We start from the raw sequence: 20,414 nt of genomic DNA on the forward strand, positions 1-20,414 counted from the left end.
TAATGTGTTTGATCTGCCTACTGAATAAAATAAGGAAGGAGCTTATGAACGCTAAACGTTTTTTAGCGGCGAGCATTGCTTGCGCATCGGTCACCGCGACCACCACTGTCATTGCTGACGACATCCCCGAACAGTTTTTCTACTTCGGCGGGCACATCAGTGAAAATTGGCTGGACGTGGGTGACCACATTGACCAAAACACCAGCGATAGCGAAGTGACCCTTCCCGGCGCTCAAATGGGTTACCGCTTTAATCGTGACTGGTCCTTCCAAGGTTGGTGGGAGCGTAACAACTCCAACACCAATCTCGGCGGTGATGCCGATATCAATATTGCCCACGGCGCAATCCGCAAACATTTCGCAGGCAACTCCGCCTTCGAACCCTATGTGGGTATAGGTGCGGGTGAACTGCGTTTCGAGCCTACCAGCAACAGCTCAGACGACAATGCTGAAACAATCGGCACACTGGAAACGGGTTTCCAAACCCTCCTCCACCCACACTTTCTGCTGGACGTAGGCGCACGTCCTTACTACAGCTTTGACGCAGAGCGCTGGGATGCCGAAGTTTACGCTGGCCTTAACTTCCTAATCGGCGGTTCCAGCAACGAACAAGAACCGGCTCCGATCGAAAATGTCGTTACTGATAGCGATGGCGATGGTGTGCCAGACGACCGGGATCAGTGCGCCAACACCCCAGCAGGCGCGCAGGTAGATGCCACTGGTTGTGAACTGGACGACGACAACGATAGCATCGTCAACAGCATGGACGACTGCCCGAACACTCCTGCTGGGGCCCTAGTTGATGACAAAGGCTGTCAGAAATACCTAGAAAAGGACGTGAAGGAGACTCTGTACGTTGAATTCGGCCACGATAAAACCGAAGTCCGTCAGACCTCTTACCCGTCTTTGGAAAACCTAGCCGAAGACATGCGCCAGTACCCGTCAGCCAACCTAGTACTGGAAGGCCATACTGACAGCACTGGTTCAGCCGCTTACAACAAGAAACTGTCCCAGCAGCGTGCAGATGCTGTGAAGGCCGTACTGGTTGACAAGTTCGGCGTTAGCGCAGATCGCATCACCACTGTGGGTTACGGTGAAGAGAAGCCTATCTCTGACAACAAGACCAGCGAAGGCCGCGCCGAAAACCGTCGCGTAGAAACTATCCTGAAAGCGACCACCAAAGAAGCGCAGTTCCAGTAAGGAGCCACGCTAACTGAAAAGGGCCGGTTTTTACCGGCCCTTTTTTCGTTCTGTGATCTCAGCACTCTCACAGCAAGCAACACAACCTGAGCAGATCGTTTCTGCTGACGCCACGAAAGGTCTGTTTTCCCAGCAACGTTCTAACGCGGCCTCTTTCGACGATCCGCAAAGAAACGTTTGAGCAGCATAGCGCTTTCCTCTGCCAAAACGCCTTTTTCCACTTCCACCCGATGATTGTAGAAATCCACCGATGGCAGCTGCAACTGGCTTTCGCATACCCCCGCACGTGGCTCACTAGCGCCATATACAAGCCTGCCGATGCGGGCATGAACCATGGCACCAAAACACATGGTGCAGGGCTCTAGGGTGACATAGAGCGTACAACCGCTAAGACGGTAATTCTTTTCTGCAAGGGACGCACTACGCATGGCAATGATCTCCGCATGAGCACTGGGATCATTGGCGGTAATCGGCTGGTTATAGCCCTGCCCCAACAACTGCCCTCCACGAACCACCAGCGCCCCCACAGGCACCTCTCCCTGATCTGCCGCCTGACGAGCCAGCATTAGAGCCTGTTGCATCCAGTCTTGATCGTCCACCTACTCTCCTTAATTCACGCCCCAGACTAACTCGCCCAGCAAGCACAACACACCAAGTGTACCGCAAGCCTCCTGCGCACAGAATGAGGCAAGGGCAGCCACTGCTGGCGTAGCGTCTGCTTTTCATTACAATCAGGGCACCACACATATTGAGAGCTGTTATGACTGTCATTGGCACCCCTTTCACCGACAACGCCACCCGTGTGATGCTGCTGGGTTCCGGCGAGCTAGGCCGCGAAGTTGCTTTGGAACTAATTCGCTATGGCTGCGAAGTGATTGCGGTGGATCGTTATGCTCACGCTCCTGCCATGCAGGTCGCCCAACATAGTCATGTCATCAACATGCTGGATGGCACCGCCCTGCGAGCAGTAGTCGAACAGGTAAAACCTGCGCTGATCGTTCCGGAAATTGAAGCTATCGCCACAGACGAACTGGTTAAGCTGGAAGCAGAAGGCTACACAGTGGTACCCACCGCTCGCGCTGCACAGCTAACCATGAACCGCGAGGGCATCCGCTGCCTTGCAGCAGAAGAACTATCATTGCCCACCTCACCCTATCGCTTTGCAGATAGCCTGGCAGGCTATCAACAAGCCGTGCGCGAAATTGGCTTCCCCTGCGTGGTCAAACCGGTGATGAGCTCTTCAGGGAAAGGCCAAAGCACCCTGAAAAACGAAGCCGACATTCTGCCCGCGTGGGAGTACGCACAATCCGGCGGGCGCGCAGGTAAAGGACGGGTCATCGTGGAAGGGTTTGTGGACTTTGACTACGAAATCACCTTGCTAACGGTACGCCACAAGGCCGGCAGCGAGATTAAGACCAGTTATTGTGCCCCCATTGGTCACCGCCAAGAAAACGGCGATTATCAAGAATCTTGGCAGCCACAACCGATGAGCGCCGCAGCATTACAAGCATCTCGTGAAGTCGCACTGGCCATTACCGATGCCCTTGGCGGCTTGGGTATTTTCGGAGTCGAATTATTTATCAAAGGCGATCAGGTGTACTTCAGTGAAGTCTCCCCCCGCCCCCACGACACCGGGCTGGTCACACTGATTTCCCAAACCCTATCCGAATTCGCCTTGCATGCCCGCGCCATTCTCGGCCTGCCAATACCAACCATTGAACAACGAGGGGCGTCGGCTTCCTCCGTGCTACTGATACAAGGCCAGTCTGAAGCCATGCGCTACCATGGCCTGAACACGGCCTTAGCCAACGCGGATACGGAAGTGCGACTGTTTGGCAAGCCGGACATCAACGGCAGCCGCCGGCTGGGGGTGGCATTAGCAAAAGCAGATACTATTGACGCAGCACGAGACAAAGCCAACACCGCTATTGCAGCATTCAAGGTCGACCTGTAAACCCTCGTTATAAAAGGAATCAAATATGCAGAACCAAGACACACACAGTAAAGTGATTGGTTATCTACTATGGATCTTTGGCTTCATGGGTGCCCACCGTTTTTACTATGGCCGCCCGCTCACAGGCACGCTTTGGTTCTTTACCCTGGGGCTGTTCTTCATCGGTTGGATTATTGACCTGTTCCTGATTCCCGGCATGGATGACGCGGCGGACACGCGCTACGAGGCAGGCAGTATTGATTACAACCTCAGCTGGATTTTTCTCACCTTCTTGGGCATTTTCGGTGTTCACCGCTTTTACATGGGCAAAGTCGTCACTGGCATTATCTACCTGCTTACCGCAGGCCTGTTCGGACTAGGTATTCTCTATGATTTCTGGACACTGAACGGTCAGATCACAGAGAAAAATCGTCTGGCTTAATGCCCTGCGTAACCTAATATGGAAAAGCCCGATGCTTGACGTTGAAAAGACCTGACGCGATCGTCTTTATCTTTTAGCGCCCAACATCGGGCGCTAGGGATCCGATCAGCTAATCAGTTTTTCATCGCGTACTTTCCTGCCCCCAAGAATACTAACGCCGCCGCGGTGAACAAATAGAACGCCTGCAGTTCAATCGCCCAGCCACCAGTATTATTCAGGCTGAAAAGCTCTCCCATATGCGCTAATACCAGAGCGACCAGCATGTTGGTGACAATCAAGCCGGCGCCAATGCGTGTCTGATAACCCATAATGATCATCACTGGCGCGATCACCTCGCCAATGAATACCCCATAGGCCAAAACCCCAGGGAGATCATGCTGCGCTAACATAGCGAAAATCCAGCCCACGCCAGCATGAAGCTTATGGACACCATGCAACAGCAGCATTAGCCCTAAAGACAGGCGTAAAATTAGCTTTCCTATATCTGGATTATTCACTATTTTCAGGCTCCATCGACTACCGCTTTTAAAATCCATTCTTCACTTTCCTGAAAAAAAAGCAAAGACCACATCAAAGTCTAACCCTGCTTGGTGATGCACATTGAGGCCAACCCTTCGACAACGCATACTGCCCGTTTCACTGTCGGAATTCACCATGCCCACGCTAACGGCCTGGGAAACCCCCAAAGCGGGTAGCCTTGCCAGACTGACCCAAAAAACAATGCCTCTACCGACATTACCGCTCGGGCAGCTACGCATAGGCGTCCATGCAGTAGGCCTGAATTTTGCCGACATTTTCGCTCTCACCGGACTGTATTCCGCAACGCCACAAGGCGCGTTCACCCCAGGGCTGGAATTTTCCGGCACGGTCATCGATGCTGGGGCTCACAACAAAGCGACTGACAGTCTGTTTAAGGTGGGCGACCGGGTAATGGGCGTGACCCGCTTCGGCGGTTATTGCTCCGTGATTGATAGCGAACCTGATTATTTGATGCCACTGCCCCACCACTGGGATTTTCCTCAGGGCGCGGCTTTCCCCGCCCAGACACTCACCGCCTGGTATGCACTGACGACCTTGGGCAACCTCCAACCCGACCACAACGTCCTGATTCACAGCGCCGCTGGCGGTGTCGGTTTGCAAGCCATGAAGCTGACGCAAGCGCTGGGCGCCACCCCCGTGGGTACTGTGGGTAATCCAAACAAAGCACGAATACTGCAAGACATGGGTTTTAGCGATGTGTTGGTACGGCAACGGGATTTTTCACGGCAACTGACAGAAAGCGGCCACCGTTTTGATCTAGTACTCGATGCCATAGGCGGCACCGTCCAGCAAGCCAGCTTTGCAGCACTCAATCCCATGGGCCGTCTGGTGGTTTTCGGCGCCGCCGAATTCACACCGACCGGCAACCGCCCTAATTATCTTAAAGCCGCCTGGCGTTACCTACGCCGCCCTCGCTATGACGTCATGGACATGATCAGCAACAACCGATCGGTAATGGCTTTTAACCTGATCTGGCTATGGGAACAAAAAACCATCATGCAGACCTTGCTACGCGAACTACAAGCCATTGATTTACCCCCACCTCACGTTGGCCACCGCTTCGCCTTCGACGATGCCCATGCCGCCTTAGCACTACTGCAATCGGGTCAATCCGTGGGCAAGGTGGTTCTTGAAGTGCCTCAATAGCTCATACGCAATCCCCGGGGAAAGCGCTACAAGAAAAGTTGGCGAACCTGATCAGCACTCTCTGGCCGCACCACCCGGTTTATTTCCTCACCATCACGAATCGCTATCAATGTTGGCCATAACTTCACACGGAAACTGCGGCCCAGGGGCCTACCCGGCCCGTCTGCTATCTTTTCATGCTTGAGCTCAGGGTGTTCCGCTAGCGCCGCTTCGATATCCGGTTGTGCGGCAATGCAGTAGCCACACCAATTGGCGCCAAACTCAATAACCCTCAGCCCGGCACTCTCATCCAGCTGCTCGCGGGTAATGCTCTCATCCTCATACTCACGCACATACGTCATCACTTTCTCCAACTCTCTAGACGGCTATGCCGCAGGAGAGATACCGGCCAATCTTATGCTTAGATAATTTCTCTGTCATGATTTCGCGGCCAGAGAACCCAGGTGGTGCTGTGAGCGATCCCGTTGCGAACAACGCGAAGGCATTTATATCATCACCCTGAATCGCCAGGATAAACGCTACGCTGTAGACCGCCCACCGCTGATGCGCTGCGCGCTACTTTATACAACGCCGGGCAGAACCCGGCTCAGCATCTGGCTATTTTGCATGGCTCCGACAGTAACTCTGGCTGTCAGCATACAGCTACAGCTAAGCCGACCTACGGAAAATAAGAGACAAAAAAGCCGGCACTGATTGCCGGCTTTTTTGTCGGCGCTACCGACCGTCGATTAGCGCACTACCACAAAGAAAACGCCACCATTGCGGTTAACCCGCAACAACAGGGCAGCTTCTTTATCGTCCACCGCTTTACGTAATCCGTCCATGGTTTCAACATCCTGTCGATTCACGTTGATGATCACATCACCTTTACGCAACCCGGCACGCCAGGCGGGAGAGCCTCGTTCTACTTCGTCCACCAGCACGCCCGTGTCGGCATGTTGCAATTCGCCTTTTCTCAAGTCGCGCAGATTGGCACCTTCCAGGAATTTGGAAACCACCTCACCACCTGCGGTTTCCCGCGATAACTCGCTAATCACAGCAGTAATATTTCTCTTGTTACCCTCACGGAGGATACTGAGAGTGACCTTCTCGCCCACCGGAGCCATACCCACTTTATTGCGCAGGTCCGCGGCTCGGTTTACCGGGCGGCCGTCCACGGCAGTAACGACGTCACCACTTTTCAAACCCGCTTTCTCTGCCGCACTATCTTCAACCACTTGAGTAATGACTACACCACGCTGGCGCTCTACACCAAAGGCTTCAGCCAATTCAGCCGTTAAGTCCTGAATGGTGACACCAAGCATGCCACGGCGTACTTCACCGTGTTCAATCAACTGCTGCATCACGTTTTCGGCCATCTCCGTGGGGATGGCAAAACCGATGCCCACATTACCGCCGGCTGGGGCCAAAATGGCGGTATTTATACCGACCAACTCGCCGTTCAGATTAACCAGCGCCCCACCAGAGTTCCCAGGATTAATGGAGGCATCGGTCTGAATAAAGCTCTCGTACCCTTCAATGCCAAGACCAGTACGCCCCAGTGCAGACACGATACCGCTGGTCACCGTTTGCCCAAGCCCAAAGGGGTTGCCGATGGCCACCACAAAATCACCCACCCGCAAGCCTGTGGAATCAGCAATCGCAATCTGAGTCAGGCGCTCCGCATCTTCGAGTTTAAGTACGGCAAGATCCACTTCATCATCCACTCCCACCAGCTCCGCCGACAGTTCACGTCCATCAGTGAGAGTGACTTCAATGTTGTCAGCATTCTTAACCACATGGGCATTGGTCAGCACATAACCTTCTCTAGCATCCACAATGACCCCGGAGCCGGCACTAACCGCACGGCGCTCTGCAGGCCGCTGTTGTTCCGGTATATTGAAGAACCGGCGAAAGAAAGGGTCATCCATTAATGGGTTTCGCGCTGCCCTCACCCGGGTTTCGATAGCGATATTGACCACCGCCGGGGAGGTTTTCTCCAGCATGGGGGCCAGAGAGGGAAGCGCATCGCCTTCAGCGGTGACGGCAGGCAAGGCCGCATGAACCGGGGAAAAGGCCAGGTATAACAACATCAGCACACAGACAAGAGAAAGACTCGGCTTATTTTTCATAGACAACGTTTTTTCAAACAACGGTTGTTCCTCCTGTTGCAAGGAAACATCATCGTTAAAAACGATGATGAGCTAAAGGCAGTAGCGGATGACACCCAGAAATGCTTGTAGCACAAAGCGGGCACTAAGGATTGGGGGTCACCCACTTTTTTCTGACCAGAACAATCCGCTACGGTTCCGAAGCAAACAGACGAACGTGGTTATACTCTTGCGATTCCCCTAAGTCCGGCCAAGTACAAGATTCCCATTCTCCTAGTAAACGGTAACCTGGCGGGTTCAGGTCTGGCACCCGAGAGTCCGCCAACAGCACCGCACTGGCCAACTGCAACTGGGCCAGTAACGGCAGATTATCTCGGTCATAAAGGATATCAGCGGCGGTGGTTAAATCTGCTTCTTGTAGGGCCGCACTGAGATCATTACTCAAGCTCACATCAACACCGTTTTCCCGGGCGTTCATGGCCGTGGCAGTGAGCGCATCCTCATCCAAATCACAGGCAATCACCTTACGCGCCCCAGCCATGGCGGCGGCAATCGCAACCACCCCTGAACCCGGGCCGACGTCCACCACACAGCGTCCAGCTACACAACTGGGGTTATCCAGTAGATATCGCGCCAGTACCTGGCCCGAAGCCCAGCAGAACGACCAATACGGGGGCTCTTCCATAATTGCATTAACAATCTCTGGAGCCAGAGCTTGCTCAGGGAACAACTCATCGAGCAACCACAGGCGCAGGGCCGGTGTTTGCGGCAAAGGCTGGCACGACAAAGACACCGTCGGCAGCACACGATGCAGCCGTTCATGCAGGGCCTTAAGCCCTACTCTTTCCTGTTCTATTGGCATAATCTCAAATCTTCTTTTTCGCCTCTCTAACATCCTTAAAAAGAATCACAAAATGACTGTCAGACAGGGATGAATTGGTTTGATTACGCTGCTCGTCAGCGTTACTAGCGCCCCCTCTGCTACGCACGCGAAATCTGACCAGATCGTGTACCTGATGCCTATCGTAAGCGTTTTTGAGCGCTGCCCTAGAGGGCGTGACCACGGGCATATTCTATAAAGCCGATACTACTGCGGCGGTGGATCAGATTCGCCACGGCAAGGTCGTTGGTCGCGATGATCGCTCTGGCCTGCGAACGAGGCACCGATATTCGCCGCCTGCGCTACGCCACCATGGACAATACCCTGCGGTTCCCGGCGTGGGGGGCAATAATGCTCGGGCCGGTGGCGTCTATCGCAACCAACAAAGCCGCCACTACGCCTCCGTCTGAGTCTTCTGCAACAGCGCCGTAAGCGCGGCACTGTCTTTCACCTGCCCTTCTTCATCCAGCTCCGGATACGGCACGCCGTGGGCATCGCACAAGCGGGCAATACGGGCATAGCCCCAGCGGAACAACAGCTCATGATAGCGGGCCGCGGCCACCCGAGGCTGGTCATAAAAGCCCTTGGCACGGCGCTGCTCGCAGGCCTCGGAAAGAATGATCGCCGCCGCCACACTCACGTTAAATGACTCCACCATACCCATCATGGGAATGGTTACATTCTGATCCACCGCGCTGGCCACCTCATCGCTGACGCCAAACTTTTCAGTCCCCAACAGCAGTGCAGTGGGACGGGTGTAATCTACCTGCCGATACTCAATAGCGTCATCCGACAGGTGTGCCGCCAGCACCTGTACCCCCTGCCCCTGCAATTCACGGATCACGTCGGTGCTTTCATCGCGTTTGTGCACCTGCACCCAACGCTGGGAACCCATGGCCGTCCCTGCAGCCATGCGGGCACGATTTTTAGGCAGCACCGCATGTACATCAAGAATGCCCACCGCGTCGCAGGTGCGCACAATGGCGGCGATATTATGGGGTTTGTGAACACCGTCCATAATGACAGTCAGATCAGGCTGGCGGCGGTCCAGGGTATCGCAAATGCGACGGTAACGTTCCGGGGTCATGGGTTTTCCTTAGAGCCTATTCAGATCACTACACCGCTTCGCCGGCCGTCTTCATTCAGTAAAGAGACCGCTCGCTTATGAGTGCGATTATGTGGTGTCGCTATTCTACATGAACAAGCGCAATCGCGGGCGGCCCGACTGCCACTGACGCGCCGAATCCTATAGTCTTGTGCGCTAAAAAATTCACTTATCGGAGGCCCTAATGTCTGACACTCCATCCCGCCGCCTGCCTTTAGACGGCGTGCGCGTTATCGAACTGGGACAACTGCTGGCCGGGCCGTTTACCGGCACTCTGCTGGCTTACTTCGGCGCCGATGTGGTGAAAGTGGAGCCGCCCGGTGGTGACCCGATTCGCGGCTGGCGCAAACTGGACGAGAATGGCACCTCGTTCTGGTGGCGCAGCCTGGGGCGCAACAAGAAGTCGGTGACCCTGGATTTGAAAACCGACCAAGGCAAAGCACTGGCCCGTCGATTGATGGTGGGCGCCGATGTGGTGATCGAAAACTTCCGCCCCGGCACCATGGAAAACTGGGGATTGGGCCCGGACAGTTTTGCCACCGATAACCCCGGGTTAATCTATACCCGTATTTCCGGCTACGGACAGACCGGCCCCTACGCCAACAAACCCGGCTACGCCTCGGTGTGCGAAGGCATCGGAGGGCTGCGCTATGTGAATGGTTTCCCCGGCGAGCGCCCGGTGCGCCCCAACCTGTCGCTGGGTGACACCATTGCCGGTCTGCACGCAGCCCTTGGCATCCTGCTCGCCCTGTTCGAGCGCCAAAACAGTGCGCGTGGCCAAGTCGTGGACATCGCCCTGTACGAATCCGTGTTCAACCTACTGGAAGGCGTGATTCCCGAATTCGATGGAGCCGGCGTGATTCGTGAACCCGCAGGCTCCACGGTCACCGGCATTGTGCCCACTAACACCTACCGCTGTGCCGATCGCAAATTCGTGGTGATTGGTGGCAATGGCGATTCTATTTTCAAGCGTTTGATGGCCGCTGCGGGCCGGCCAGATATGGCCGAAGACCCGGCCATGGCCAACAATGCCGGCCGCGTTGAGCATGAAGAGGCCATTGATGCAGCATTGGACAGCTGGTGTCGCAGCCTGCCCAGCGACGACATTCTCGCCATCCTCGCCGAGGCCCGAGTGCCTTCCGGCCCCATCTATTCTGTAGCCGACATGATGGAGGACCCTCACTTTCAAGCCCGCGGCCTGTTCCAGCAGGTAGAGATCAACGGTAAACCCTTAAAAGTTCCGGCGATCACCCCGCGATTAGCTGACACCCCCGGCAAAACCCGTTGGCCAGGCGGAGAGGTGGGCAGCCATAACCACAGCGTACTCCGTGATGAACTAGGCCTAAGCGACGCGGAATTTGCTGAGCTACAGGCCCAGGGAATCATTGGCTAAATTGTGATGCTGTACGGCAGGCGAAATTGACAAAAAAATGGTTCCAAGAGTAAAACAAAGGTGCGTCGCGGGTTGCAGCAAACCATGCTCACTCTTTGCGTAACACACAGAAACTGCTTCACGACAATAAACGGGGCACCGTCATGAGCCAAATTCTCTGGATTGGGATGTTCATTGTGGCAGCAGGATTGCTGGGGGCTGGCGTGTATTTTCATTTGCGTCGAGAGGCACTGGGTTCAGATCCAATTTTGATTACCAGCTGCTACCTGAGTGGTGCGAGCTTACTCGTGGGTAACTTCATCATTCCCCTGTTCTAGGAAGCCGCTGGCCCGGCGGGCACTGAGCTGGCTATAGAGATTATTCATGACGCGCTGGGCAATCAAGCGAGCACGGTCAGTCATCGGCCCGTGAAAGTTGCCGTCCAGGTTCGCCATAAAATGCCCCAGCCACCGTTCGTGATGCTCCCCGGTCAGCGGCTCACGATCATCCAGCGCCCGATGCTTGGCCATCATGTGCCGCTGATAACCCTGTTCACCGAGTAGCATTTTGTACCAGTACTGGCAGATGGTCGGCAGGTGCTGCTGCAGGTCGATACCCGCCACCGCCAAAAATACCGGCGCCATGACTGGATCATTCAGCAAGCGCTGATAAAACCCGTGGACCATGGCATCAATATTTTCCCGACAATCCAGATCCGGCAGCTCACTATCCTTGGCCGACGATTCACCGGGCCGAAAATATCCAACCGCCGTCATTCTGCTTTCCTCGGGCGAGCGTCCAGCCTGTTGCCTGTGGTTACGCCCTCTACCACTCAATCCGCCCGGTGAGAATATCTTTGAACATGACGAAATCACCCGCAAGGCTGTACCAAGGGTGCTTGAACGTGGCTGGGCGGTTTTTTTCAAAAACATAATGTCCCACCCAAGCAAAGCCATAGCCCACTATCGGTAACAGCAATAGCCCCCACAGGTTGCCGGTCATCAACACACCGGCCAGCACACCGAACAGCCCCAGGGTGCCGAAAAAGTGCAGCCGGCGGCAGGTAGGGTTGCCATGCTCCTGCAGGTAATAGGGATAAAACTCCGCAAAGCTCTGAAAATTGGATTGCTTGATGGTCTCCATGGGGCCTCCTGTTAAGAGCTTTTGTTCTAATAAGTTATCGCGCCACAGCGAGGGCGCTCATCGTTGTAGCCAACAGCAGCGTAATAAACACTACGTTTCATTGTAACGCAGTAGACAGGTTTCAACGGGTCAATTTGTTGTGATTTAACGCCAATCAGATGGCGCAGGCAGCCATTGCAGTGCCCCAACGATCATGGACAATGTCGTACTTTCACAATAAATATAGCGTCGGCCTCTACTATCGCCGCCTGCATACTCCTTGTACGACCCTTTTAGCGAGACAATTATGGCCCTTCGCCCGCGTGTACGCCGCCTGATCAGTAAGCATGGCAACCCTATTCCCCGCAGCCTTGATGAACTAACCCTGCACGGTGATGAAGCGCCACTGAGCAAAACGGGCATGGGCTCCGAACAGGTTGAGGCTATCTGGCGTGCCACCCGCAAACTGTATCGCAGCGGCATGAGCCCAGCGATCAGCCTGTGCCTGCGTCGCCACGGCGAGCTCATGCTTAATCGCAGCATCGGCTATGCAGACCCACAGGCGCAACGCATCATGACACCAGATACTCCCGTGTGCCTGTTCTCTGCCTCCAAGGTGGTTAGCGCTATGCTGCTGCACCATCTAGTAGAACAGGGCCAGATCAGTCTAGATGATAAGGTAACCCGCTATCTGCCCGCCTACGGCCAGAACGGCAAGGGCCGGACAACCCTGCGCCATCTGCTTACCCATCAAGCCGGCATTCCACGCCCCCAAGAGCCGCTGGAAACAGACATCCTCTACCGGCCGCAGGAAATAATCGACATTCTCTGTGCCGCCAAGCCCAGCGGCCTCAATACGCAGGCTTACCATGCCATTACCGCAGGCTTCATTCTTGGCGCCGTGGTTGAAGCGGTAACCGGCGAATCCCTGAATGCCACCCTGGACCGGGTCATCCGCCAACCCATGGGAATGAAATACTTTACCTTCGGCAAGACCGGCGAAGAACGTGCGGTAGATGTATCCACTGGGGTGCCGTTGAAACTGGTCGATCTGTTTCTCAATTATGCTGTGGGCGGCAGCATTGATGAAGTGGTGGAGGTCACCAACGATGATCGTTTTCAAGAGGTGATCGTGCCCGCAGGCAACCTCTACGCCACCGCAGAAGAGGCCAGCCGTTTTTTCCAGATGTTGCTCAACAATGGCCGCTATGGTGACCAACAGATCTTCCAGCCAGAAACCGTTGCCCGTGCACTGGAGCCTGCCTACCACCGGCCTCGCTTCGACCGCACCCTGATGCTGCCACTGAATTTCTCCAGCGGCTTCATGCTCGGCAACCGGGGCATGAGCATGTTCGGGCCCGGTGCCCCGGAAGCCTTCGGGCATTTGGGCTTTATCAGCATCTACTGTTGGGCCGATCCACAACGCGATCTAAGCGGCGCCCTGCTGACCACCGGCAAAGGGATAATCGGCCCCCACTTGCCCGCCCTGCTCGGCTTACAGCACACCATCAACCGGCATACTCGGCTGCGCCGAGCCTGACATATCACGCCCCTGCTGTTTTTACCGTCGCACGTGCTGCGTGGAGCAGAGCGCGCTTTTATTCCACTACGGGCATATCCTGCTGATTCTGGAAATACAGGCCTCCACACTGTGCACCTAGTTTCCATACGATCACCCAACGCCGTTTGAAAAAACGGCCGGTTGATACCAGGTTGCAGCCGCTAAGCGACATAAAAATGCCCGCATAACGCGGGCATTTTTATCAATCACAGAATGTAGATCAAGCCAGTTTCAGGCGCTTACGTTCTGCCGATAAGGCCATAAACAGGCTCACACACATAAACAACAATACAATGGTAAACGGCAGGCCCGTAGTGACCGCACCGGATTGCAGAGCCTTGAGCGCTTCTTTACCGCCACCGTACAGCAACACGCCAGCGATCACCCCTTCCATTACAGCCCAGAAAATACGCTGAGGAACCGGGGCATCGAGCTTGCCGCCAGCGGTAATTGAATCAATCACCAGAGACCCCGAATCAGACGAAGTCACGAAGAACACTAGCACCAGCGCAATACCCAAGAAGGAAATAATCCCCGTCCACGGCAAGTGAGCCAGCATCTGGAACATGGCCAGGGAGGCATCACCCACCCCATTTGCCAATTCACCCACGCCATTGATGGATTGCTCCAGCCCAGTGGCACCGAACGCGGTCATCCAGATAATGGTGATCACTGTGGGAACCAGCAACACTGCCACAATGAATTCTCGCACGGTACGGCCTTTGGAAATACGCGCAATAAACATCCCCACAAACGGCGACCAGGAAATCCACCACGCCCAGTAGAAGACGGTCCAGCCGTGCATCCATTCCCCGTCTTCACGGCCAAACCAAGTACTCAGAGGAATAATATTACTGATGTAATCCACCGCCGTGGTGCCAAAACCCGTGAGAATCAACGCGGTGGGACCCGCGATAATCACAAATAGCAGAAGGAAAACGGCCAGGCTCATGTTGATATTACTGAGCACTTTCACACCACCATCCAAGCCACGGATCACCGATAGCACCGCAACAGCGGTAACACCGACAATGATGCCGATCTGTACGTTAATGGCGTTGGGCGTGTCAAACAGGAAGTGCAAGCCACCGGAAGCCTGTTGAGCACCCAGCCCCAGTGACGTGGCCAGACCAAAGATCGTCGCCAGCACAGCAAGAATATCGATGATATGCCCCGGCCAGCCCCAGCAGCGCTCACCCAGCAAGGGGTAAAAAGCCGATCGGATAGTCAGCGGCATTCCTTTATTGTAGGAGAAAAAGGCCAGCGACAATGCCACTACAGCGTAAATTGCCCAAGGGTGCAGACCCCAATGGTACATGGTAGCGCCCATCGCCATATGCCGGGCCTCTTCTGAGCCGGCTTCCACCGCCAACGGCGTGCCGTACCATTGCCCATTAAGATAGGCTACCGGTTCCGCCACGCTCCAGAACATCAGGCCAATGCCCATCCCTGCTGCGAACAACATGGCAAACCAGGACAGAGTAGAGAATTCCGGCTTGGCATTTTGCCCACCGAGGCGAATTTTCCCCAACGGCAGTACCGCCAACATCACGCAAAATAAAACGAAGACATTCCCGCTCACCATGAATAACCAGTCAAAGTGCTCAATAACCCAGCCTTTGGAGCCATTTAGCAAAGCGTTAGCTTGTTCAGGGAAAATTAATGTGCCAATCACAAAAGTAAGAATCAGTAATGCACTGATAAAGAAGACAGGATTGTGCATGTCCATTCCCATGACCTGCACGTTATCTTGGCCGACGTCATAGTCGGTCTCGTAATTAATTTTCATCTAAGCTCCGTATTCCGTCTTGCTTCGAGGGGCAGATTACCTGCCTTGCAGCCAGTCGGCTCGGACGATGCGAGGAAACCGAGTTGATCTCCTCTATAGCCTCACAGCCAAACATCATCTGAACGCGAAGCGACCCTGCGAGTCGCAGCTTTATCAGATCGTCAAAAATATAAACCTGCGCTAACCCTCTGCCCAGAGGCGCTAACGATGAAGCCATACGCCGGCCCAATGACACTTGGCGTTGCCAATAACGATGTTTTCATCAGTCTCTCCCTTCTTGGTCGTTTTAAACAGACTAGATGGTGGTCAACCAATGTCAAAGCCTCTCTGTAACGATGCAGTGGCACGCACAAAATGGGCTATTAGATTTGGTCAGGGGGGCAGGAACAAAGTCCAGCCAAAGATGGGCACAGTCAGCCCAGAGAGGAGGTATTACACGTAGGTGGTTTCAATAATCTCGACACCGGGTCGCCGTTCCTTTCGCCACAAAAGAACGCGCATGGTACCACACTGCGTAAGCACCCGCTTTTAGCACCCGCATCCGGTGGCGCCAGTCCGGCCCGCCCGTATCCATAAAAAAACGGAGCCAATGGCTCCGTCTTTTTATGTCCACAAGCTTAAGACATGTTTGACAGAATTGCGCCTTTCACCGCATCCAGATCCGCATCAATGGTCACCATGCGACTGTCCTGACACTGAGCAATGGCCGTGTCAGGGTCTTTCAAACCATTGCCTGTCAACGTGCAAACGATGGTAGAGCCTTCCGGAATCTTGCCAGATTGAATATCTCGCATGGCACCACCGATTGACGCGGCGGAAGCAGGCTCACAGAAAATGCCTTCTTTTTCTGCCAGCAATTTCTGTGCCGTCAAAATCTCGTGATCACTCAGCTCGTCGAACCAACCTTTAGACTCTTCCTGTAGCTTCCAGGCCTTGTCCCAGGACTGCGGGTTACCGATACGAATAGCGGTTGCTACCGTTTCCGGATCCTCAACCCGCTCGCCACGCATAAAGGGCGCAGAACCTTCAGCCTGATAACCAACCATCTTCGGCGCCGCATTTACGATGCCTGATTTGTGGTATTCGCTGTAGCCCATCCAATGTGCAGTAATATTACCTGCATTGCCCACAGGCAGGCAGTGGTAGTCTGGCGCGCGCCCCAGTTCTTCCACAATTTCGAAGGCAGCAGACTTCTGGCCTTGCAGACGATACGGGTTTACCGAGTTCACGATGGTCACCGGCGCCTTGTCAGCCACCTGTTTAACCAACTCCATACCCTGATCGAAATTGCCACGGATCTGCATGATCACGGCACCATACATCATCGCCTGAGCCAGCTTGCCCATGGCAATCTTGCCTTCCGGAATCAGTACGAAAGCAGTAATGCCCGCACGAGCTGCATAGGCTGCAGCGGCTGCAGAAGTGTTCCCGGTGGAAGCACAGATGATGGCATTACTGCCCTCTTCCACGGCCTTGGTCACCGCCATGGTCATACCACGGTCCTTAAAAGATCCCGTGGGATTAAGACCTTCGTATTTGACGTAGATATCCACGTCCTTGCCCAACAACTTGGGAATATTCTTCAGGCGAATTAGCGGGGTATTCCCCTCACCCAAGCTGATGATCGGCGTGTCATCATTCACCGGCAGGTGGTCACGGTAGCGGTTGATCAAGCCGGTGTAACGGTCACGAAAAGGCATGGTTAGGTCTCTGTTTCTAGTGTAAAGCCTCTAATCTAGGCTCTACGGTTCTTGAATGTGGTCATATTGAGCGACACGACATACGCTAGATGCGTGAGGCCGAACGCTTAAACCGCAGCGTCCAACATCGGAAATCAAGCGTCCAGCATTTCTACTCGAATCCGCATTATATCGCTATTCACCGACTCAAGGGCACCGATCTTGGCGAGGGCGGCACTCATGTCTCCTTCGCGGACCACGTGGGTCATCATGACAATGGGCACCAAACCCTGATCCACGTCACGCTGCACCAGGGCATCAATGCTGACATTATTGTCGCTGAGAATGCGCGTTACGTCAGCCAATACACCGGTCTTATCTTGCACGTGCAAACGTAGATAGAAGCTACAGGACACATCGTCGATGGTGAGAATCGGCTCATCAGACATCTGGTCTGTATGGAAGCCTAGGTAAGGTACCCGCTCGTCATAGTCTACGGTCAGCGCACGGCCCAGTTCGATGATGTCCGCCACCACCGCAGACGCGGTGGGCTCGGCACCCGCACCAGCACCGTAGAACAGTGTCGGCCCGACGGCGTCACCGTCGATCATGATCGCGTTCATTACGCCATTCACTGCAGACAGCATGGTTTCCTTGGGAATTAGGGTTGGGTGCACACGCAGCTCAATCCCGTTACCGGTGTCCTTGGCAATCCCCAAGTGCTTAATGCGGTAGCCAAAGTGCGCGGCGCTGGCCACATCTTCAATGGTGATCCGGCTGATGCCTTCGGTGTAGACCTTGGAGTATTGCAGCGGGATACCAAAGGCAATAGAAGCCAGAATGGTTAGCTTGTGGGCCGCGTCAATGCCTTCCACATCGAAGGTAGGGTCCGCTTCCGCATAGCCCAATTGCTGCGCTTCGGCTAGCACGTCATCAAAAGCGCGGCCGCCCTCTTCCATCTCGGTAAGGATAAAGTTGCCGGTGCCATTAATGATCCCCGCCAGCCAGTTCACGTGGTTCGCGGCCAGACCTTCGCCCAGGGATTTGAGAATGGGAATCCCGCCAGCCACAGAGGCTTCGAACGCCACATCCACGCCATTATCCTGAGCCGCCTGGAAAATTTCGTTACCGTGTTCGGCAATCAGCGCCTTGTTGGCAGTGACAACGTGCTTGCCATTTCTAATGGCGGTAAGTACCAACTCACGGGCAGTATCAATGCCGCCAATAAGTTCTACCAAAATGTCGATATCTGGATCTGTCGCCACAGCAAAAATATCGCGAGAAAGGCGAATATCACTGGTATCACAGGCCGCATTGTCGCGGCGCGCACCGATATGGGTAATTTCAATCGGACATCCGACGCGTCGAGCAATATCCCGCGCGTTACGCTTCAACACATTCACGGTGCCTGAACCAACCGTACCCAGACCAGCAATACCCACTTTCACCGATTTCACGACATTTCCTCTCTTTATTCAGGGGCGCCGAGGCGCATCCTGTTAGTCCAGCAACCCATCCTGACGGAACATCTTTTTGATGCCGCGCATGGCCTGCCGGGTACGTTGTTCGTTTTCAATCAGTGCAAAGCGCACATGATCATCGCCATAATCACCAAAACCCACGCCTGGCGACACTGCTACACCGGCTTCGATAAGCAGTTTCTTGGAAAACTCCAGCGAGCCCATGGCCCGATAGGGTTCCGGAATTTCCGCCCAAACAAACATGGTGGCGCGGGGTTTTTCAACCGGCCAACCAATGTCGCCCAAGCCTTCTACCAATACATCCCGCCGTTGACGGTACATCTCGCAGATTTCCGCAACACAACTCTGGTCCCCTTCGAGGGCCGCGATAGCCGCCACCTGGATCGGCGTAAAAGTACCGTAGTCCATGTACGATTTGATCCGGGCTAGGGCATGGATCAAGTCTTTGTTGCCGCAACAGAAACCCACCCGCCAACCAGGCATGTTGTAACTTTTGGATAGGGAAAAGAACTCCACCGCCACATCCTTGGCTCCCTCTACCTGAAGAATGGACGGTGCTTTGTAGCCATCGAACACGATATCTGCATAGGCGATATCGTGCACCACCCAAATCTGATGCTCACGGGCGATAGCGACCACTTTCTCGAAGAATTCCAGCTCCACGCACTGCGCGGTGGGATTGCCAGGAAAATTGAGCACCAACATTTTCGGCTTGGGCCAAGATTCCTTGATCGCCCGCTCCAACTCGACAAAGAAATCCACGCCCTTAACCATAGGGACATGGCGGATATCCGCGTTGGAAATCACAAAGCCGTAGGGATGGATCGGGTAGCTAGGGTTCGGCACCAATACCGTATCGCCTGGGCCCATCGTAGCCAGCGCCAAGTGCGCCAACCCCTCTTTGGAGCCGATGGTAACAATAGCTTCGGATTCCGGATCCAGATCCACCTCATATCGGCGCTGATACCAATCTGTCATCGCCTTGCGTAAGCGAGGAATACCACGTGACTGCGAATAACGGTGGGTATCTCCTCGTTGGGCGGTCTCTGTGAGCTTATCGACAATGTGCTTCGGTGTGGGCTGATCCGGGTTACCCATGCTGAAATCGATAATATCCTCACCCCGTGCTCGCGCGGCTGCCTTCATCTCTCCAACAATGTTGAAGACATAGGGAGGCAAACGACGGATTCGCTGGAAATCAGTTTCCACGACAACACCTTGGGTGGGAATAAAAGAAGGCGGACACATTAACGGCGCAGCTCGGCGCCGTCAATGTATCCGCCCTGTGTTTACAGCAGCAAACCGCCGTAATACGGGGGGTTCAGACTGATCAGTTCAGTCGCTTGAGCAAATCTTTCGGTGGTAAATACCCCCCCAGTTGCTTGCCCTCAGAGGTATAGATTGCCGGTGTACCACGCACCCCAAATTTCAAGCCCAATGGGTATTGCTCATCCACTGGCTTGGCACACTCACCCAGCTCGGCATCGCTAACCTTTTCGTTGAGCTTGGCATCGGTCAGTGCTTGAAGGCGATCTTCTGCGCACCAGATATGGCGCATGGCCGCTGCTGCCTTGGTGGTAGGGCCACCACGAGGGAAGGCCAGGTAATGGACAGTCACGCCCGAGTCCATGTATTCCTCAATATGGCGGTGCAATTTACGGCAATATCCGCAGGTAATATCAGTGAACACATACACTTCTGCTGTCTCTTCAGGCGCCACGTAAGAGATCATGTCGTCCTTGTTTAACGTCTTGATGCCGTCGGCGCGAACTTTTTCTAGTCGCTGCTCGGCCGGGTTGATCACCTCCCCGTCTTTTAGCTCCAGCAACTTACCGACCATCACAAAGCGGCCATTCTCACTCATATAAACGGTTTCACCACCGTTCACTTCAAGCTCAAGCATGCCCGCCATGGGGGCAGCGCGCACATCACTGACTTCAACCCCGTCAAAAGCGTTCTCGAACGCCGCTTTGGCTTGATCACCATCGATTTCGGCGTTCCCTTTATTACCTTCAGAACTGGCCCCACAGGCGGTCATCAGCCCCAATAATACAAACAGCAAACCTTTTTTCATT

General features: G+C 54.5%; 20 protein-coding genes. 7 read left to right on the top strand and 13 right to left on the bottom strand.

What is annotated here, in order from left to right; all coding sequences use genetic code 11:
* The first annotated feature begins 44 nt into the window (after positions 1–44).
* Positions 45–1,199, top strand: a complete 1,155-nt coding sequence (locus Y017_RS10725) for an OmpA family protein (protein WP_011588106.1) — start codon at positions 45–47, stop codon at positions 1,197–1,199.
* Positions 1,200–1,339: 140 nt separating this feature from the next.
* On the opposite strand, the gene tadA is transcribed toward Y017_RS10725, so the two are convergent.
* Positions 1,340–1,798 (bottom strand): tRNA adenosine(34) deaminase TadA, encoded by a 459-nt coding sequence (tadA, locus tag Y017_RS10730; RefSeq protein WP_011588105.1) that lies wholly within the window; start codon positions 1,796–1,798, stop codon positions 1,340–1,342.
* 161 nt (positions 1,799–1,959) lie between these two features.
* On the opposite strand from tadA, the gene purT reads away from it, so the two are divergent.
* Both purT and Y017_RS10740 read left to right on the top strand, forming a co-directional pair.
* Positions 1,960–3,153 (top strand): formate-dependent phosphoribosylglycinamide formyltransferase, encoded by a 1,194-nt coding sequence (gene purT, locus Y017_RS10735; RefSeq protein ID WP_011588104.1) that lies wholly within the window; start codon positions 1,960–1,962, stop codon positions 3,151–3,153.
* 25 nt (positions 3,154–3,178) lie between these two features.
* A complete protein-coding gene (locus Y017_RS10740) occupies positions 3,179–3,574 on the top strand; it encodes a TM2 domain-containing protein (protein ID WP_011588103.1) in 396 nt (131 codons plus the stop codon).
* A gap of 113 nt (positions 3,575–3,687) precedes the next feature.
* On the opposite strand, the gene Y017_RS10745 is transcribed toward Y017_RS10740, so the two are convergent.
* Positions 3,688–4,110 (bottom strand): DoxX family protein, encoded by a 423-nt coding sequence (locus tag Y017_RS10745; protein ID WP_011588102.1) that lies wholly within the window; start codon positions 4,108–4,110, stop codon positions 3,688–3,690.
* A gap of 118 nt (positions 4,111–4,228) precedes the next feature.
* On the opposite strand from Y017_RS10745, the gene Y017_RS10750 reads away from it, so the two are divergent.
* On the top strand, positions 4,229–5,260 hold the full coding sequence (locus Y017_RS10750) for a medium chain dehydrogenase/reductase family protein (RefSeq protein ID WP_035460787.1): 1,032 nt from the start codon (positions 4,229–4,231) through the stop codon (positions 5,258–5,260).
* A 26-nt stretch (positions 5,261–5,286) separates the two neighbouring features.
* Here Y017_RS10750 and Y017_RS10755 read toward each other — a convergent pair whose 3' ends face one another.
* From Y017_RS10755 to Y017_RS10765, 3 genes are all read right to left on the bottom strand, one after another.
* Complete coding sequence (locus tag Y017_RS10755; RefSeq protein WP_011588100.1) at positions 5,287–5,601, bottom strand: thioredoxin family protein; 315 nt, start codon at positions 5,599–5,601, stop codon at positions 5,287–5,289.
* A 387-nt stretch (positions 5,602–5,988) separates the two neighbouring features.
* Complete coding sequence (locus tag Y017_RS10760; protein ID WP_035460788.1) at positions 5,989–7,371, bottom strand: DegQ family serine endoprotease; 1,383 nt, start codon at positions 7,369–7,371, stop codon at positions 5,989–5,991.
* A gap of 169 nt (positions 7,372–7,540) precedes the next feature.
* Positions 7,541–8,212 carry a methyltransferase gene (locus Y017_RS10765; RefSeq protein ID WP_035460790.1) on the bottom strand — a complete coding sequence of 224 codons (672 nt, stop codon included), beginning with the start codon at positions 8,210–8,212 and terminating at the stop codon, positions 7,541–7,543.
* A gap of 194 nt (positions 8,213–8,406) precedes the next feature.
* Between Y017_RS10765 and Y017_RS15340 the strand changes: the two genes are divergently transcribed.
* Complete coding sequence (locus tag Y017_RS15340) at positions 8,407–8,640, top strand: hypothetical protein (protein WP_162488612.1); 234 nt, start codon at positions 8,407–8,409, stop codon at positions 8,638–8,640.
* Here the strand turns inward: Y017_RS15340 and trmH are convergent.
* A complete protein-coding gene (gene trmH / locus Y017_RS10770) occupies positions 8,625–9,317 on the bottom strand; it encodes a tRNA (guanosine(18)-2'-O)-methyltransferase TrmH (RefSeq protein ID WP_011588097.1) in 693 nt (230 codons plus the stop codon). The genes Y017_RS15340 and trmH overlap by 16 nt on opposite strands.
* 202 nt (positions 9,318–9,519) lie before the next feature.
* On the opposite strand from trmH, the gene Y017_RS10775 reads away from it, so the two are divergent.
* Positions 9,520–10,728, top strand: a complete 1,209-nt coding sequence (locus Y017_RS10775; protein WP_011588096.1) for a CaiB/BaiF CoA-transferase family protein — start codon at positions 9,520–9,522, stop codon at positions 10,726–10,728.
* Positions 10,729–11,009: 281 nt separating this feature from the next.
* On the opposite strand, the gene Y017_RS10780 is transcribed toward Y017_RS10775, so the two are convergent.
* Entirely contained in the window at positions 11,010–11,483 is a 474-nt protein-coding gene (locus tag Y017_RS10780; RefSeq protein WP_011588095.1) for a group III truncated hemoglobin, read from the bottom strand.
* A gap of 49 nt (positions 11,484–11,532) precedes the next feature.
* On the bottom strand, positions 11,533–11,850 hold the full coding sequence (locus Y017_RS10785) for a DUF962 domain-containing protein (RefSeq protein ID WP_011588094.1): 318 nt from the start codon (positions 11,848–11,850) through the stop codon (positions 11,533–11,535).
* 286 nt (positions 11,851–12,136) lie between these two features.
* Between Y017_RS10785 and Y017_RS10790 the strand changes: the two genes are divergently transcribed.
* A complete protein-coding gene (locus tag Y017_RS10790; RefSeq protein WP_035460791.1) occupies positions 12,137–13,369 on the top strand; it encodes an EstA family serine hydrolase in 1,233 nt (410 codons plus the stop codon).
* Between the two features lie 241 nt (positions 13,370–13,610).
* Here the strand turns inward: Y017_RS10790 and Y017_RS10795 are convergent, their stop codons facing one another.
* The 5 genes from Y017_RS10795 to Y017_RS10815 form a co-directional block, all read right to left on the bottom strand.
* Entirely contained in the window at positions 13,611–15,179 is a 1,569-nt protein-coding gene (locus Y017_RS10795) for a BCCT family transporter (protein WP_011588092.1), read from the bottom strand.
* Positions 15,180–15,796: 617 nt separating this feature from the next.
* Complete coding sequence (gene thrC / locus Y017_RS10800; RefSeq protein ID WP_011588091.1) at positions 15,797–16,879, bottom strand: threonine synthase; 1,083 nt, start codon at positions 16,877–16,879, stop codon at positions 15,797–15,799.
* A gap of 134 nt (positions 16,880–17,013) precedes the next feature.
* Positions 17,014–18,315, bottom strand: a complete 1,302-nt coding sequence (locus Y017_RS10805; protein ID WP_011588090.1) for a homoserine dehydrogenase — start codon at positions 18,313–18,315, stop codon at positions 17,014–17,016.
* A gap of 42 nt (positions 18,316–18,357) precedes the next feature.
* Positions 18,358–19,548: an alanine transaminase gene (gene alaC, locus Y017_RS10810; RefSeq protein ID WP_035460794.1), complete on the bottom strand. Its 1,191-nt coding sequence runs from the start codon at positions 19,546–19,548 to the stop codon at positions 18,358–18,360.
* 121 nt (positions 19,549–19,669) lie between these two features.
* Positions 19,670–20,413 carry a DsbC family protein gene (locus Y017_RS10815; protein ID WP_011588088.1) on the bottom strand — a complete coding sequence of 248 codons (744 nt, stop codon included), beginning with the start codon at positions 20,411–20,413 and terminating at the stop codon, positions 19,670–19,672.
* Position 20,414: the final 1 nt, after the last annotated feature.

This window comes from Alcanivorax sp. 97CO-5 (assembly GCF_000524665.1).
Lineage (GTDB): Bacteria > Pseudomonadota > Gammaproteobacteria > Pseudomonadales > Alcanivoracaceae > Alcanivorax > Alcanivorax borkumensis.